Genomic DNA, 15399 nt, shown 5'->3' on the forward strand with positions numbered 1-15399 from the left:
GGCCCGCGCCGTCTCCTAGGAGTTGGTCCCCCATGTCCGCTACTGCGCCGGTGTTGGCGTTGCGCGGAATCTCCAAGCGCTTCGGTGCCGTTCAGGCGCTCACCGACGTCGAGCTGGAGGTCCACGCCGGTGAGGTGGTCGCCCTCGTCGGCGACAACGGCGCCGGCAAGTCCACCCTCGTCAAGGCGATCGCCGGGGTCGGCCCCGCCGACGAGGGCGAGTTCGTCTGGCAGGGCACCGCTACGCGCGTCACCCGCCCGCACGACGCCCAGCAGCTCGGCATCGCCACCGTCTACCAGGACCTCGCCCTGTGCGACAACCTGGACGTCGTCGGCAACCTCTACCTCGGCCGCGAGGTCATGCGCTCCGGTCTGCTGGACGAGGTCGAGATGGAGCGCCGCAGCCGTGAGCTGCTCCAGACGCTGTCCATCCGCATCCCCAGCGTCCGCATCCCCGTCGCCTCGCTCTCCGGCGGCCAGCGCCAGACCGTCGCCATCGCCCGCTCGATGCTGGGCGAGCCCAAGCTCGTCATCCTCGACGAGCCGACCGCCGCCCTCGGCGTCGAGCAGACCGCCCAGGTGCTCGACCTCGTGGAGCGGCTGCGCGAGCGCGGCCTCGCCGTCATCCTCATCAGCCACAACATGGCCGACGTCAAGGCCGTCGCCGACAAGGTGGCGGTGCTCCGGCTCGGCCGCAACAACGGCGTCTTCGACGTGGCGACCACCTCCCAGGAAGAGGTCATCGCCGCCATCACCGGCGCCACCGACAACGCAGTGACCCGCCGCAAGGCCCGCACCGCGGAGGGAATCCAGTGACCACCGAACCGACGGCACCGCATGAGGACGCGGGCGCCGACAGCTCCCAGGGCACGAAGGTGCCCGCCGCGCAGGCCGACCCCCGGCTGCTGGTGCGCGAACAGGGCCTCGCCGGCTACTGGAGCGACTTCAAGCGGCGCATGCGCAGCGGCGAACTGGGCTCGGTGCCCGTCGTCGTGGGCCTGATCGTCATCTGGCTGATCTTCTGGAGGCTGGACTCCAGCTTCCTGTCCGCGCAGAACATCAGCAACCTCTCCGTCTACATCGCCGGTACGGGCCTGATCTCCGTCGGCATCGTCTTCGTGCTGCTGCTCGGCGAGATCGACCTCTCGGTCGGCTCCGTGAGCGGCCTGGCCGGTGCCGTCTTCGCCGTGCTCGCGGTGAGCAACGGCATGCCCGAGGCGCTGGCCCTCGTGCTCGCGCTGCTCACGGGAGCCGCGGCCGGCGCCGTGCACGGCTTCTTCTTCGCCCGCATCGGCGTCCCCGCCTTCGTCGTCACACTGGCGGGCCTGCTGTTCTGGAACGGGCTGATGCTCCAGGTGCTCGGCACCCGGGGCACGATCAACATCGACTACCAGAGCTTCCTGGGCACGATGTCCAACCACTACTTCACCGACGTGGCCGCCGCCTACGGCCTGGCCCTCGTCGCGGTCGCGGCCTACTTCGCCGCCCAGTGGACGGAGAACCGCCGCCGGGAGGCCGCCGGGGTGCCGTCCCGGCCGCTCAGCGAGATCGCGGTGCGCACCGGTGTGCTGGCCGTCCTGGCCTTCGTGACGGCGTACATGCTCAACCAGTACCGGGGCCTGCCGCTCGCGCTGCTCATCTTCCTGGCCGTCCTCGTCGTCTTCGACGTGCTGCTGCGCCGCACCACCTACGGGCGCCGCATCTTCGCGCTCGGCGGCAACACCGAGGCGGCCCGCCGTGCGGGCATCAACGTCGAGGCCGTGCGGATCTCCGTCTTCGCCATCGCGGGCACCATGGCGGCGTTCGGCGGTCTGATGATCGCCTCCCGGATCGGCGCGGCCAACCAGGGCGCGGGCTCGGGCAACCTGCTGATGGAGGCCATCGCCGCCGCCGTCATCGGCGGCACCAGCCTCTTCGGCGGCCGGGGCAAGGTGTGGTCGGCGCTGCTGGGCATGCTGGTGATCGGCTCGATCTCCAACGGTCTGGCCCTGCTCGGCAGCCCCTCGCACCTGGTGTACATGATCACCGGCGGGGTCCTGCTGGCGGCCGTGGTCATCGACTCCGTCTCCCGGCGCACCCAGAAGACGGCCGGGCGCACGTAGGGACACCGCTCCGGTCCGGCCCCGGGCCGGGCCGCGCGGACCCGGTACGGCGGGCGGCACGCACGGCGTGCCGCCCGCTGCCGTGTGCTCCCGCACGCCCCCCCTGCCTCCGGGCGCATGAGATGCATATCGCACCCGTGGCGGGCAAGGGACAAGGGGCGAAGATTAGACTCGGGAGATCGGTTAAGGCCGCGAAAAGCCCAGAGCAAGGAGGCTCAGTGCCAAAGGTGCCGCGCGAACCGCGACGACCCGGGGCGGCGGAGGACGGCGGACGGCCGCTGCTGGCCAGCATCACGGGACCGCGCGATCTGGACGAGCTCTCCGCGGAACAGCTCGCCCGGCTGGCGGCGGAGATCCGTTCGTTCCTCGTCGAGGCCGTCGCCAAGACCGGCGGCCACCTCGGGCCGAACCTGGGCGTGGTGGAGCTGACCATCGCCCTGCACCGCGTCTTCCACTCGCCCAGCGACAAGGTCCTCTTCGACACGGGCCACCAGTCCTACGTGCACAAGCTGCTCACCGGGCGGCAGGACTTCTCCCGGCTGCGGGCCAGGGGCGGCCTGTCGGGCTACCCCTCGCGGGCCGAATCCGCGCACGACGTCATCGAGAACAGCCACGCCTCCACCGTGCTCGGCTGGGCCGACGGCATCGCCAAGGCCCACGAGCTGCGCGCCACCGGCGACCACGTGGTCGCCGTCATCGGGGACGGCGCGCTCACCGGCGGCATGGCCTGGGAGGCACTGAACAACATCGCCGCCGCCAAGGACCGGCCCCTGGTCATCGTCGTCAACGACAACGAGCGCTCCTACGCCCCCACCATCGGCGGGCTCGCCAACCACCTGGCCACGCTGCGCACCACGGACGGCTACGAGCGCTTCCTCGCCCGCGGCAAGGAGGTGCTCAACCGCACCCCGGTCGTCGGCAGGCCGCTGTACGGCACGCTGCACGGCGCCAAGAAGGGCATCAAGGACTTCATCGCGCCCCAGGGACTCTTCGAGGACCTGGGCCTGAAGTACCTCGGCCCCATCGACGGGCACGACATCGCCGCCGTGGAGTCGGCGCTGCTGCGGGCCAAGCGGTTCGGCGGCCCCGTCATCGTGCACTGCCTGACCGAGAAGGGCCGCGGCTACCAGCCCGCCCGGCAGGACGAGGCCGACCAGTTCCACGCCGTCGGCGTCATCCACCCCGACACCGGACTGCCCGTCGCCTCCTCCGGCGCCGACTGGACGTCCGTCTTCGGCGAGGAGATGGTGCGCCTGGGCCGCGAACGGGACGACGTGGTGGCCATCACCGCCGCCATGATGCGGCCCACCGGGCTCCAGCCCTTCGCGGACGCCTTCCCCGGGCGCGTCTACGACGTGGGCATCGCCGAGCAGCACGGCGCGGTGTCGGCCGCGGGCCTGGCCACCGCCGGGCTGCACCCCGTCTTCGCCGTCTACGCGACGTTCCTGAACCGCGCCTTCGACCAGGTGCTCATGGACGTCGCCCTGCACCGCCTCGGCGTGACGTTCGTGCTGGACCGGGCGGGCGTCACCGGCACCGACGGTGCCTCGCACAACGGCATGTGGGACATGTCCATCCTCCAGGTCGTGCCCGGCCTGCGCATCGCCGCCCCGCGCGACGCCGACCAGCTGCGGGCCCAGTTGCGCGAGGCCGTCGCCGTCTCCGACGCGCCGACGGTCGTGCGCTACTCCAAGGGCGCCGTCGGACCGGCCGTGCCCGCGCTCGGCACGGTCGGCGGCATGGACGTGCTGCGCCGGCCCGGCACCGACCGCCCGGACGTGGCGCTGGTCTCCGTCGGCGCGCTGGCCCCGATGTGCCTGGAGATCGCCGACCTGCTGGACCGCCAGGGCATCTCCACCACCGTCGTCGACCCGCGCTGGGTCAAGCCGGTGGACGAGGCGCTCCCGGCGCTCGCCGCCGAACACCGCGTCGTCGTCACCGTCGAGGACAACTCCCGGGCGGGCGGCGTCGGTTCCGCCGTGGCCCAGGCGCTGCGCGACGCCGGGGTGGACGTGCCGCTGCGCGACTTCGGCATCCCCCCGCGCTTCCTCGACCACGCCTCCCGCAAGGAGGTGCTCGCGGAGATCGGGCTCACCGCCCCGGACATCGCCCGCCAGGTGACCGGGCTCGTCGCCCGGCTGGACGGCCGCTACGACGGGCCGGCCGACCGCGAACGCGAAGCCGCCCGGGACTGACCGCCGATGGCCGGGCCTGTCCGGTTCCCGCGCTCCGCCTCCGGCCGGAGCGCGGGGCCGGATAGGTTGGGCCGCATGCCGACCGCCGAGCCGCCGCCGGGCTCCCCGCCCGCCTCGCGGGGCGCCGTCCCGCTCGTCCGCGCACGGCCCGCCGGACCACCGCGGCCCACCGGTCCGGGCCGCCGGGCGGAGCGGCCCGCCGCCCCGCCGCGCGATCCCGGGGCGCGGGCGCGCGCACGCCGCTACTGGCTCCGGCTCCTGCCCGCGCTGCTCGCCCTCGCTGCCGTCACCCGGCTGCCGTCCTTCCAGCACGCCGTGTGGAACCCCGACGAGGGCTTCCTCGCCACCCAGGCCCGGATGCTCGCCGACGGGGGCACGCTCTACGACACCGTCGTGGACCGCAAGCCGCCGCTGCTGCCCTGGCTCTACCAGGGAGCGTTCGCCCTGTTCGGCGACGACTCGCTGTGGCCGCTGCGCGTCCTCGCGGTGCTCGCCGTCGCCGCGACCGCCGCGCTCGTCGCCTCCCTCGCCCGCCGCCGCTGGGGCGGCCGGGCCGGTGCCACGGCGGGCGCGCTGTGCGTGCTGGCCTCCGTTGGCCTGAACCCGGAGGACACCCAGGCCGCCTCCTTCGCGGTGTTCATGCTGCCCTTCACCGCCCTCGCCATGTGGTGCGCCGACCGCGGCCGGTGGGCCGCGGCCGGGCTGGCCGTCGCCGGGGCCGTGCTCGTCAAGCAGACCGGCGGCGCGGTGCTGCTGCCCGTCCTCCTGCTGCTGTGGCGCACCGTGCCGCCCGGCCCGCGGCGGCGCCGGGCGGGCGCGTGCACCGCCGCCGGGTTCGCCGCGCCGGTGCTGGCCGCGGCGCTGCTCACCGGAGCCGGACGCTTCGTGTTCTGGACGGTGACCGGCTCCGGCTCCTACGCCTCATTCACCGGCTCCGAACTGCACGTCCTCGGGCGCGCCCTCGTCAACACCGCCGTGTTCGCCGTCGGCACCGCGGGCCTGCTGCTGCCACTGGTGACGGTCCTGCGCCGCCGCACGGCCCGCGGCGGCGTCCTCACGCCCGACCTGTGGCTGTGGCTGGTGGCCTCGCTGCTCGCCGTCGTCACCGGCTTCCACTTCTTCGGCCACTACTACCTCCAGCTGGTGCCGCCCCTGGCGCTGCTGGCCACCGGCGCGCTGCAACTGCTCAGCGCGGACTGGCTGCGCACCGCCATCACCGTCTCGGCCGTCGTCTGCACGCTCTTCGTGGGCTGGGCCAGCCACGCCGCCCGGGCCGACCTGGCCCACGCCGAGCGCGTCGCCGACGCCGTGCGGGCCCGCACGGAGCCCGGGGAGCGCGTACTGGTGTGGGGCATGCACCCGGAGACGTACTGGCTCGCCGACCGGGCGCCCGGCTCCCGGTACCTGACGGCCGGGCTGCTCACGAACTACAGCGGCGGGCGCGACGGCCCCCGGGTGGGGGAGCGGTACGGGGTGCGGGGCTCCTGGCCGACGCTGCTGCACGAGCTGACCACCCGGCCGCCGAAGCTCGTCGTGGACGACTCCGGGGGCAAGCCGTACCGGCCGGAGCGGATGCCGCGCCTCAAGCGGCTGCTGGACGCCTCCTACACGCGCGTGGCCGTCGTGGACGGCGCGGTCCTGTACGTCCGCACCGAGCCCCGGCACTGACGCGGCAGCCCGCACCGCCCGCACCGCCCGCACGCGCCCGCACGCGCCCGCGAGGCCGCGTACGGGCGGCGGGGCGCGCCTGCGCTCACCCGCCCGCGCCGCCGGGCGCGCCCCGCACCGCCCGCGGGCCCGTCACCTCGGCGCCCAGCTCCGTGACGCGGCGGCGCAGGCCGCGGTCAGCGGTGACGACCACGCACCGCCGGCCCGCGCCCTCGGCGGCGACCAGGTCCACCATCGCGTCGTCCCCGGAGCCGGGCGCGGCGACCACGCGGACCCCCGGCACCGACGTCACGCCGCGGGCCGCGCCCTCGACCACGAGGACGACCTCCCCCTGCCCGCCCGGCACCCCGGCGACCGGGCCGCCGTCCGCCACGGTGGCCGCGAGCCGGTCCCGCAGGCGTTCGGCGGCACCCCTGCGGTCGCGCCACCAGCCGTCCGGCACGGAACCGACGACGTTGGCGGCGTCGACCACGACCAGCGCGTGCGCCGTCATCGCGTCACGCCGTCGCCTCCGCCGCGCCGGGGCGGCGCAGGCACCAGCCCTCCCACGCGGAGGTGACCATGTCGCGCACGTCGTGGGTCGCCCGCCAGCCCAGCTCGGCGGCGGCCCGCTCGGCGGACGCCACCACCCGGGCCGGGTCGCCCGCGCGGCGCGCGGTGACCTCGGCGGGCGGCCCCTGGTGCCCGGTGACCTCCGCGATGAGGTCCACCATCTCCCGTACCGACGCCCCCCGGCCGCGTCCGATGTTCACGGTGACGTCCCGGCCCGCCGCCGCGGCGCCGCGTCCGGCCAGCAGCCGGGCGGCGGCCAGGTGCGCGTCGGCCAGGTCCGCGACGTGGATGTAGTCGCGCACGCAGGTGCCGTCGGGGGTGGGGTAGTCGTCGCCGAAGACGCGCGGCGCCCGGCCCTCGCTGACCGCCTCGAAGACCAGCGGGACGAGGTTGTACACGCCGGTGTCCGCCAGCTCGGGGGCCGCCGCCCCGGCCACGTTGAAGTAGCGCAGGCACGCCGTCTGGAGGCCGTGCGCCCGCCCCGCGGCCCGCACCAGCCACTCCCCGGCGAGTTTGGTCTCCCCGTAGGGGCTCAGCGGCACGCAGGGGGTGTCCTCGGTCACCAGGTCCACGTCCGGCATGCCGTAGACGGCAGCGGACGAGGAGAAGACGAAACGCCGCACCCCGCCCGCCACGACCGCCTGCAGCAGCACCTGGAGGCCGTGCACGTTGTCGTGGTAATAGCGCAGGGGCACCTCGACGGACTCGCCCACCTGCTTCTTCGCCGCGAGGTGGACGACGCCGGTCACCCCGTGCGCGGCGATCGTGCGGTCCAGCAGCTCGCGGTCCAGGTACGAGCCCGCGACGAACGCCACGTCCTGCGGCAGCCGGTCGCGCACCCCCGTGGACAGGTCGTCCAGGACGACCACCCGTTCCCCGGCCCTCGTCATCGCGCGCACGACGTGCGCGCCGATGTAGCCGGCCCCGCCGGTGATGAGATACGTCATCCGGGCATCCTAAGCGGCGCGCCGCGGACGCCCCGGGAGCGAGGCGGCGCACCGAGAAGCGCACCGGCGCCCGTCCGCGGCTCGCGGACGGGCGCCGGTGGCATTCGCTCACGGCCCGGGACGCACCCGGGCCCGGGTCACTGCGGGACGCTGGCCACGCCGGAGGCGTGGAACGTCCGGCCGCGCACCCGCTCGCTGACGCCCGCCCGGTCCAGGTACGGCGTGATGCCGCCCAGGTGGAAGGGCCAGCCGGCACCGGTGATCAGGCAGAGGTCGACGTCCTGCGCCTCGGCCACCACGCCCTCGGCGAGCATGAGGTCGATCTCCTCGGCGATGGCGTCCAGGGCCCGGTCGCGGACCTGCTCCTCGGTCAGGACGGTGTCGCCGGTCTCGAAGAGCGCGGCCACCTCCGGGTCCAGCTCCGGAGCTCCCGAGCCGTAGCGGTACAGCCCGCGCTTGCCCGCCGCCACGACGCGGCCCAGGTTCTCCGAGACGCCGAAGCGGCCGGGGAAGGCGGCCTGGAGGGTGCCGGCGACGTGGTGGGCCACCGCGGGGCCGACCAGCTCCAGCAGCACGATCGGCGACATGGGCAGGCCCAGCGGTGCCAGCGCCCGGTCGGCCACGTCCACCGGGGTGCCCTCGTCGATGGCGCCGAGCACCTCGCCCATGAAGCGGGTCAGGACGCGGTTCACGACGAACGCCGGGGCGTCCTTGACCAGGACGGCCGTCTTCTTCAGCTTCTTGGCCACGGCGAACGCGGTGGCCAGCGAGGCGTCGTCGGTCCTCTCGGCCCGGACGATCTCCAGCAGCGGCAGGACCGCGACGGGGTTGAAGAAGTGGAAGCCGACCACGCGCTCGGGGTGCCTGAGCTGGGCGGCCATCTCCGTCACCGAGAGCGAGGAGGTGTTGGTGGCCAGGATGGCGTGCTCCGGCACGACCGCCTCGACCTCGGCGAACACCTTCTGCTTGACGCCCATCTCCTCGAAGACGGCCTCGATGACGAAGTCGGCGTCGGCGAACGCGGCGGCCTTGTCCAGCGAGCCGGTGACCAGCGCCTTCAGCCGGTTGGACTGGTCCTGGTTGACGCGCCCCTTGAGGTGGAGCTTGTCGATCTCCTCGTGGACGTAGCCGACGCCCTTGTCCACCCGCTCCTGGTCGATGTCGGTCAGCACGACCGGCACCTGGAGGCGGCGGGCGAACAGCAGGGCGAGCTGCGAGGCCATCAGGCCCGCGCCCACGACGCCGACCTTCGTCACCGGGCGGGCCAGCGACTTGTCCGGCGCGCCCGCCGGGCGCTTGGCCCGCTTCTGCACCAGGTTGAAGGCGTAGAGGCCGCTGCGCAGCTCGCCGCCCATGATGAGGTCGGCCAGCGCCTCGTCCTCGGCGTCGAACCCGGCGCGCAGGTCGCCGTCCTTGGCTGCGGCGATGATGTCCAGCGCCCGGTAGGCGGCCGGGGCCGCGCCGTGCACCTTGCTGTCGGCCAGTGCCCGGCCCGCCGCCACGGCCTGGTCCCAGCTCTGGTCGCGGGCGACGTCCCGGCGGTCCACGGCCAGGTCGCCGTTGATCACCGCGGCGGTCCAGTGCAGCGACTGCTCCAGGAAGTCGGCGCCCTCGAAGATGGCGTCCGCGATGCCCAGTTCGAAGACCTGGGCGCCCTTGAGCTGCCGGTTCTGGCTCAGCGAGTTCTCGACGATCACCTTGATCGCGGCCTCGGGCCCGATCAGGTTGGGCAGCAGGGCGCAGCCGCCCCAGCCGGGTACCAGGCCGAGGAAGACCTCCGGCAGCGAGAACGCCGGGACGGCCTGGGAGACGGTGCGGTAGGTGCAGTGCAGGCCCACCTCGACACCGCCGCCCATGGCGGCGCCGTTGTAGTAGGCGAACGTCGGGACGGCGAGCTGCGACAGCCGCTTGAAGACGTCGTGCCCGCCCCTGCCGATGACCAGGGCGTCCTCGCGGCGCTTCAGCACCTCCACGCCCTTGAGGTCGGCGCCCACGGCGAAGATGAACGGCTTGCCGGTGATGCCGACGCCCTTGATCTCGGCGCGCGACGCCTCGCCCTCGACCTGGTCGATGGCGGCGTCCAGGCTGGCCAGCGACTGGGGGCCGAACGTGGTCGGCTTGGTGTGGTCCAGGCCGTTGTCCAGCGTGATGAGCGCGAAGCGCCCGGCGCCCGCCGGCAGGTCGATGTGGCGCACGTGCGCCTGCGTCACGACCTCGTCGGGGAACAGCTCCGCCGCGCCCTTCAGGAGTTCCTGGGTGGTGGTCACTTGCCTGCCCCCTCGTAGTGCGGGTTCTCCCAGATCACAGTGCCCCCCATGCCGAAGCCCACGCACATCGTGGTGATGCCGTAGCGCACGTGCGGCTGCTCCTCGAACTGCCGGGCGAGCTGGGTCATCAGCCGGACGCCGGAGGACGCCAGCGGGTGCCCGTAGGCGATGGCGCCGCCGTACTGGTTGACGCGCGGGTCGTCGTCGGCGATGCCGAAGTGGTCCAGGAAGGCGATGACCTGGACGGCGAACGCCTCGTTGATCTCGAACAGGCCGATGTCGCCGATGGACAGGCCGGCCTTGGCGAGCGCCTTCTCGGTGGACGGCACCGGGCCGATGCCCATGACCTCGGGCTCCACGCCCGCGAAGGCGTAGGAGACGAGCCGCATCTTGACGGGCAGCGCCAGCTCGCGCGCCACGTCCTCGGCGGCGAGCAGCGAGGCGGTGGCGCCGTCGTTGAGGCCGGCGGCGTTGCCCGGGGTGACCCGGCCGTGCGCGCGGAAGGGCGTCTTGAGCCCGGCCAGGGACTCCAGGGTGGTGCCCGGGCGCATCGGCTCGTCCGCGGTGGCCAGGCCCCAGCCCGTCTCGCCGCCCTCGGGGCTGGTACGGCGGACGGAGACGGGCACCAGGTCGGGCTGGATGCGGCCGTTCGCGTACGCCTTGGCGGCCTTCTCCTGGCTGGCGACGGCGTAGGCGTCCGCGCGCTGCTTGGTCAGGTGCGGGTACCGGTCGTGCAGGTTCTCCGCCGTCATGCCCATGAACATGGCGGACTCGTCCACCAGCTTCTCGGAGACGAAGCGGGGGTTGGGGTCCACGCCCTCGCCCATGGGGTGCCGCCCCATGTGCTCGACGCCGCCAGCCACGACGACGTCGTAGGCACCGAAGGCGATGGAGCCCGAGGTGGTGGTGACGGCGGTCATCGCACCGGCGCACATGCGGTCGATGGAGTAACCGGGGACGGTCTGCGGCAGCCCGGCGAGGATGCCCGCGGTGCGGCCCAGGGTCAGGCCCTGGTCGCCGATCTGCGTCGTCGCGGCGACGGCGACCTCGTCGATGCGCTCCGGGGGCAGGTCCGGGTTGCGGCGCAGCAGCTCACGGATGCACTTGACGACGAGGTCGTCGGCGCGGGTCTCGTGGTAGATGCCCTTCGGTCCCGCCTTGCCGAACGGGGTGCGGACGCCGTCGACGAAGACGACGTCCCGAGCGGTACGAGGCACGTTGGCTCTCCTCCTGCTGGGTGCGGCCGGGGTTGTCCGGGGAGGGTGCCCCGGGAGAATGCCGCCGCCGCGCGGCGCGCTTCCCGGCCTCATGCTACTTGTCGGTAACCATCAGGCAAGGGGCTGCCCCGCCGACGGGCGTGCGGTCCCGGTCACACCGGGCGTCCTCACTCCTGCGGCGGCGCGGCGGACAGGGCGGCCGTCAGCAGCGGGAGCGTCTGCCCGATCTGCCACTCCCGCGCCCCGAACCCGCGCAGGACGGCCGCGACCGCGCCGGGGCCGGCGTCCGCGGGGGGCTCCCAGCACAGCCGCCGCACGGTGTCCGGGGTGATCAGGTTCTCCTGCGGCATCCCGAGCTTCTCCGCGTGCGCGGTCACCGCGGCGCGGGCGGCCGAGAGCCGGGCGGCGGCGGCCGGGTCCTTGTCGGCCCACGCCCGCGGCGGGGGCGGTCCGCCCGGGGCCGCTCCGGGCTGCGGCAGGGCCGCCTCGGGCAGCGCGCGGGCCCGGTCCACCGCGCCCTGCCACTGCTGGAGCTGTCTGCGGCCGGTCCGGCCGCCGAACCCGGGCAGCGCGCCCAGCGCCTCGACGCTCTCCGGCAGCGCGAGCGCGGCCTCCACGATCGCCGCGTCGGTGAGCACCTTGCCGGGCGAGACGTCGCGCTTCTGCGCCACCTTGTCGCGGGCCTGCCACAGTTCACGCACGACGGCGAGCTGCCGGCGCCGCCGCACCTTGTGCATCCCCGAGGTGCGCCGCCAGGGGTCCTTGCGGGGCGGCGGCGGGGGAGCGGCGGCGATGGCGGCGAACTCCTCGCGCGCCCACTCCAGCTTGCCCTGCCGCTCCAGCTCCTTCTCCAGGGCGTCCCGCAGCTCCACCAGCAGCTCCACGTCCAGCGCGGCGTAGCGCAGCCAGGGTTCGGGCAGCGGGCGCGTGGACCAGTCCACGGCGGAGTGCCCCTTCTCCAGGGTGTAGCCGAGGACGCCCTCGACCATGGCGCCGAGCCCCACCCGGGGGAACCCGGCGAGCCGCCCGGCCAGCTCGGTGTCGAAGAGGGTGCCGGGTGCCATCCCTATCTCGCGCAGGCACGGCAGGTCCTGCGTGGCCGCGTGCAGCACCCACTCGGCGCCGCCGAACGCGGCGGCCAGCCCGGACAGGTCGGGGCAGGCGACCGGGTCGATCAGCGCCGTCCCCGCGCCCTCGCGGCGCAACTGCACCAGATACGCACGCTGGCCGTAGCGGTAACCGGACGCCCGCTCGGCGTCCACGGCGACGGGCCCGCTGCCGGCGGAGAAGGCGGCGACGACCGAGGCCAGGGCCTCGGCGTCGGCGACGACCGGCGGGATGCCCTCGCGCGGTTCCAGCAGCGGGACCGGCGCCGGCGCGGAGTCCTGCGACGGGGCCTCGGCTGCGCTGCGTGCTGCGGTCTCCTGTGCGTCGGTCACCGGACCAGGGTATCGGTGGGTGCAGCCGCCGACACGGCAGCATCCCGCCCCGTACGCGCGACGCCCGCCGGCGGAATCGTCCGTCGGCGGGCGTCGCGGGTGGAGGAGGTGCCGGCCGGGCGGATCAGTGGATGATGCCGGTGCGCAGGGCGACGGCCACCATGCCCGCGCGGTCCCCGGTGCCCAGCTTGCGGGCGATGCGGGCGAGGTGGCTCTTGACGGTGAGGGCGGACAGGCCCATCGAGACGCCGATGGCCTTGTTGGACTGGCCCTCGGCCACCAGCCGCAGTACCTCCACCTCGCGCCCGGACAGCTCGCGCTGCCCGCCGGGGTGGCCGGGGGCGCCCGGCGGGCGGCGGTGGAGTCTGGTCGCGGCGGCGCCGATGGCGGCGGCGCCGGGACGGCTGGTCAGGCCGAGGTTGGTGCGGGTGCCGGTGACGACGTAGCCCTTGACGCCGCCGGCGAGGGCGTTGCGCACCGCGCCGATGTCGTCGGCGGCCGAGAGGGCCAGGCCGTTGGGCCAGCCCGCCGCGCGGGTCTCGGACAGGAGGGTGAGGCCCGAGCCGTCGGGCAGGTGGACCTCGGCCACGCAGATGTCGCGGGGGTTGCCGACACGGGGACGGGCCTCGGCGACGGAGGACGCCTCGATCACGTCCCGCACGCCGAGGGCCCACAGGTGACGGGTGACGGTGGAGCGGACGCGGGGGTCGGCCACGACGACCATGGCCGTGGGCTTGTTGGGGCGGTAGGCGACCAGGCTGGTGGGGTGGTCGAGGAGAACAGACACCGAGCCTCCTGGGGAGTGGAGTGTGGCGGCAGCCGGCTCGAACGACTCGAAGCGGCCGTTCGCGGGGGGACGGTCCCTGGGGAAGGGTCACCACGTGCTTCGGCAGTGTTCCGCACCTGCTTGAGGGAAAGATCACGAATGAGTGAGTATAAATTTCTCAATTCGGACACAGGGTCGAGCGTCTGTCACCTTCCCGCTCGTCCGTTCGCCCGCCCCGCGCGGGCCCCCGGCCGCGCGGGCCCCCACCGCGCACGGGGGACGCCCGACAGTCGGGGGACACCCGCCGCGCACGGGGACGCCCGCGCACGGGAACAACCGCGCCCGCAGCGCCGCGCGGCACGTACCGGCTCCGGCACCGGCACCGGCGCCGTCCCGGCTCAGACGGGGTACGGGCCCCGGCGCTGCGGCAGCGGGACCACTCCGGGACCACCCGGCGGCTCGTGGCCCTCGCCGCCCGCCGCGGGCTCCGGGGGCAGCCCGGCGCACTGGCACAACAGGTCGCACCAGGCCGCCAGATGGGCCGCCGCGTCGGGGAAGCCCAGCGCGGACGACGGCGTCCAGGACACCCGCAGCTCGATCTCCGCCTCCGGCGCCCGGGTGGCGAGCTGCCCGAAGTAGTGCGAACTGGCCCGGGTCACCGTGCCGCCGGGCTGCCGCACGCTGACCCCGCGCGCCTCCAGCGCGCCCGTCAGCCACGACCAGGACACCTCCGGCAGCAGCGGGTCGGCCGCGATCTCCGGCTCCAGCTCCGCCCGCGCCAGCGTCACCACCCGGAACGTGCCCTGCCACGCGTCCTGCCCGTGCGGATCGTGGAGCAGGACGAACCGGCCGTCGGCCAGCTCCTGGCCGTCCGCCTCCACCGACGCCCCGAGCGCGTGCGCGTGGGGCGCCAGCCGCCGGGGCGCGGGCAGCGGTTCGAACCGCACGGCCGACCGTGGGCGCAGGCTCTCCAGCGCGGCCACGGCCTGCCGGAACACCGCCGGCTCCGCGCCGTTCTCGGGGCCGTCCACCGGATGTGCTCGCGCCGCTGCCATGGCCCGAAGATTAGGCGCCGGGCGGCCCGCACCCGGGTAGGAACACCCCGCGGGTCACGGCCAAGTCCGAGACGGCCCCCGCCACGTGCGAGACTTCCCCGTGTGAGTGCCGTAGACCGCCCGCAGGGCCCGCGCAGCAAGACGTACGACTCCGCGTTCCTCGCGGCCTGCCGCCGCGAGCCGGTACCGCACACCCCGGTCTGGTTCATGCGCCAGGCCGGCCGCTCCCTCCCGGAGTACCGCAAGGTCCGCGAGGGCATCGCCATGCTCGACTCCTGCATGCGCCCCGACCTGGTCACCGAGATCACGCTCCAGCCCGTGCGGCGGCACAAGGTGGACGCGGCCATCTACTTCAGCGACATCGTGGTGCCGCTGAAGGCCATCGGCGTCGACCTGGACATCAAGCCCGGCGTCGGCCCCGTCGTCGCCCGCCCGGTCCGCTCCCGCGCCGACCTCGACCAGCTGCGCCCGCTCACACCCGACGACGTCCCCTACGTCACCGAGGCCATCGGGCAGCTCACCGGTGAGCTGGGCGCGACCCCGCTCATCGGCTTCGCCGGAGCCCCCTTCACCCTCGCCAGCTACCTCGTCGAGGGCGGGCCGTCCCGCAACCACGAGCACACCAAGGCGCTCATGTACGGCGACCCCGGACTGTGGGCGGAGCTGCTGGACCGGCTCGCCGCCATCACCGCCGCCTTCCTGCGGGTGCAGATCGAGGCGGGCGCGAGCGCCGTGCAGCTCTTCGACTCCTGGGTCGGGGCGCTGGCCCCCGCCGACTACCGCAGCCGCGTCATGCCCGCCTCCGCGAAGGTCTTCGACGCCGTCGCCGGGTACGGGGTCCCCCGCATCCACTTCGGCGTCGGCACCGGCGAGCTGCTGGGACTGATGGGCGAGGCGGGCGCGGACGTCGTCGGCGCCGACTGGCGGGTGCCGCTGGACGAGGCCGCGCGGCGCGTCGGTCCCGGCAAGGCCGTCCAGGGCAACCTCGACCCGGCCGTGCTCTTCGCCCCGCGCGAGGCGGTCGCCGCCCAGGCCGACGCCGTCCTGGAGGCCGCGCGCGAGCTGCCGGGGCACGTCTTCAACCTCGGCCACGGCGTGCTGCCCGACACCGACCCCGACGCGCTGACCGCCCTCGTGGCCCACGTCCACGAGCGGACCGCGCGCTGAGCCGCCGCGCGGCGGCACCGGGAGC

At 74.6% G+C, this 15399-nt stretch carries 12 protein-coding genes; 5 read left to right on the forward strand and 7 right to left on the reverse strand.

The genetic code is table 11. The annotated features are described in order from the left end of the window. The first annotated feature begins 32 nt into the window (after positions 1 to 32). The 4 genes from V1J52_RS01080 (at position 33) to V1J52_RS01095 (ending at position 5964) form a co-directional block, all read left to right on the forward strand. The gene (locus V1J52_RS01080; RefSeq protein ID WP_330137594.1) at positions 33 to 815 is read left to right on the forward strand and encodes an ATP-binding cassette domain-containing protein; all 783 of its coding nucleotides are present in this window, start codon (positions 33 to 35) and stop codon (positions 813 to 815) included. Beyond that, the gene (locus V1J52_RS01085) at positions 812 to 2101 is read left to right on the forward strand and encodes a sugar ABC transporter permease (RefSeq protein WP_443075673.1); all 1290 of its coding nucleotides are present in this window, start codon (positions 812 to 814) and stop codon (positions 2099 to 2101) included. Before V1J52_RS01080 ends, V1J52_RS01085 begins: the two co-directional genes overlap by 4 nt. A gap of 218 nt (positions 2102 to 2319) precedes the next feature. Next, positions 2320 to 4296: a 1-deoxy-D-xylulose-5-phosphate synthase gene (gene dxs / locus V1J52_RS01090; protein ID WP_330137595.1), complete on the forward strand. Its 1977-nt coding sequence runs from the start codon at positions 2320 to 2322 to the stop codon at positions 4294 to 4296. Between the two features lie 75 nt (positions 4297 to 4371). Continuing rightward, complete coding sequence (locus V1J52_RS01095) at positions 4372 to 5964, forward strand: glycosyltransferase family 39 protein (RefSeq protein WP_330137596.1); 1593 nt, start codon at positions 4372 to 4374, stop codon at positions 5962 to 5964. A gap of 85 nt (positions 5965 to 6049) precedes the next feature. Here V1J52_RS01095 and V1J52_RS01100 read toward each other — a convergent pair whose 3' ends face one another. The 7 genes from V1J52_RS01100 to V1J52_RS01130 all read right to left on the reverse strand — a co-directional run bounded on the left by V1J52_RS01100 (position 6050) and on the right by V1J52_RS01130 (position 14207). Further along, positions 6050 to 6457, reverse strand: coding sequence for an NTP pyrophosphohydrolase (locus V1J52_RS01100; RefSeq protein ID WP_330137597.1), 408 nt, complete (start codon positions 6455 to 6457; stop codon positions 6050 to 6052). Positions 6458 to 6461: 4 nt separating this feature from the next. After that, positions 6462 to 7463: a UDP-glucose 4-epimerase GalE gene (galE, locus tag V1J52_RS01105; protein WP_330137598.1), complete on the reverse strand. Its 1002-nt coding sequence runs from the start codon at positions 7461 to 7463 to the stop codon at positions 6462 to 6464. Positions 7464 to 7600: 137 nt separating this feature from the next. Further along, positions 7601 to 9730 carry a 3-hydroxyacyl-CoA dehydrogenase NAD-binding domain-containing protein gene (locus tag V1J52_RS01110; RefSeq protein WP_330137599.1) on the reverse strand — a complete coding sequence of 710 codons (2130 nt, stop codon included), beginning with the start codon at positions 9728 to 9730 and terminating at the stop codon, positions 7601 to 7603. Then, the gene (locus V1J52_RS01115) at positions 9727 to 10947 is read right to left on the reverse strand and encodes a thiolase family protein (RefSeq protein WP_330137600.1); all 1221 of its coding nucleotides are present in this window, start codon (positions 10945 to 10947) and stop codon (positions 9727 to 9729) included. The genes V1J52_RS01110 and V1J52_RS01115 overlap by 4 nt, the downstream gene beginning before the upstream one ends. A gap of 167 nt (positions 10948 to 11114) precedes the next feature. Next, positions 11115 to 12386, reverse strand: coding sequence for an HRDC domain-containing protein (locus tag V1J52_RS01120; RefSeq protein WP_330137601.1), 1272 nt, complete (start codon positions 12384 to 12386; stop codon positions 11115 to 11117). 124 nt (positions 12387 to 12510) lie between these two features. Then, positions 12511 to 13173 carry a helix-turn-helix transcriptional regulator gene (locus V1J52_RS01125; protein WP_330137602.1) on the reverse strand — a complete coding sequence of 221 codons (663 nt, stop codon included), beginning with the start codon at positions 13171 to 13173 and terminating at the stop codon, positions 12511 to 12513. A gap of 377 nt (positions 13174 to 13550) precedes the next feature. Beyond that, the gene (locus V1J52_RS01130; RefSeq protein ID WP_330137603.1) at positions 13551 to 14207 is read right to left on the reverse strand and encodes a DUF3000 domain-containing protein; all 657 of its coding nucleotides are present in this window, start codon (positions 14205 to 14207) and stop codon (positions 13551 to 13553) included. Positions 14208 to 14309: 102 nt separating this feature from the next. Between V1J52_RS01130 and hemE the strand changes: the two genes are divergently transcribed. Next, positions 14310 to 15374: a uroporphyrinogen decarboxylase gene (gene hemE, locus V1J52_RS01135; RefSeq protein WP_330137604.1), complete on the forward strand. Its 1065-nt coding sequence runs from the start codon at positions 14310 to 14312 to the stop codon at positions 15372 to 15374. Positions 15375 to 15399: the final 25 nt, after the last annotated feature.

The organism is Streptomyces solitudinis, from assembly GCF_036323765.1.
GTDB lineage: Bacteria > Actinomycetota > Actinomycetes > Streptomycetales > Streptomycetaceae > Streptomyces.

What these genes read in the sequence shown, in the direction of transcription:
- V1J52_RS01080 (WP_330137594.1), top strand. Translation starts at nt 33, where the DNA reads ATGTCCGCTACTGCGCCGGTGTTGGCGTTGCGCGGAATCTCCAAGCGC.
- V1J52_RS01095 (WP_330137596.1), top strand. Translation starts at nt 4,372, where the DNA reads ATGCCGACCGCCGAGCCGCCGCCGGGCTCCCCGCCCGCCTCGCGGGGC.
- V1J52_RS01100 (WP_330137597.1), bottom strand. Translation starts at nt 6,457, where the DNA reads ATGACGGCGCACGCGCTGGTCGTGGTCGACGCCGCCAACGTCGTCGGT.
- galE (WP_330137598.1), bottom strand. Translation starts at nt 7,463, where the DNA reads ATGACGTATCTCATCACCGGCGGGGCCGGCTACATCGGCGCGCACGTC.
- V1J52_RS01130 (WP_330137603.1), bottom strand. Translation starts at nt 14,207, where the DNA reads ATGGCAGCGGCGCGAGCACATCCGGTGGACGGCCCCGAGAACGGCGCG.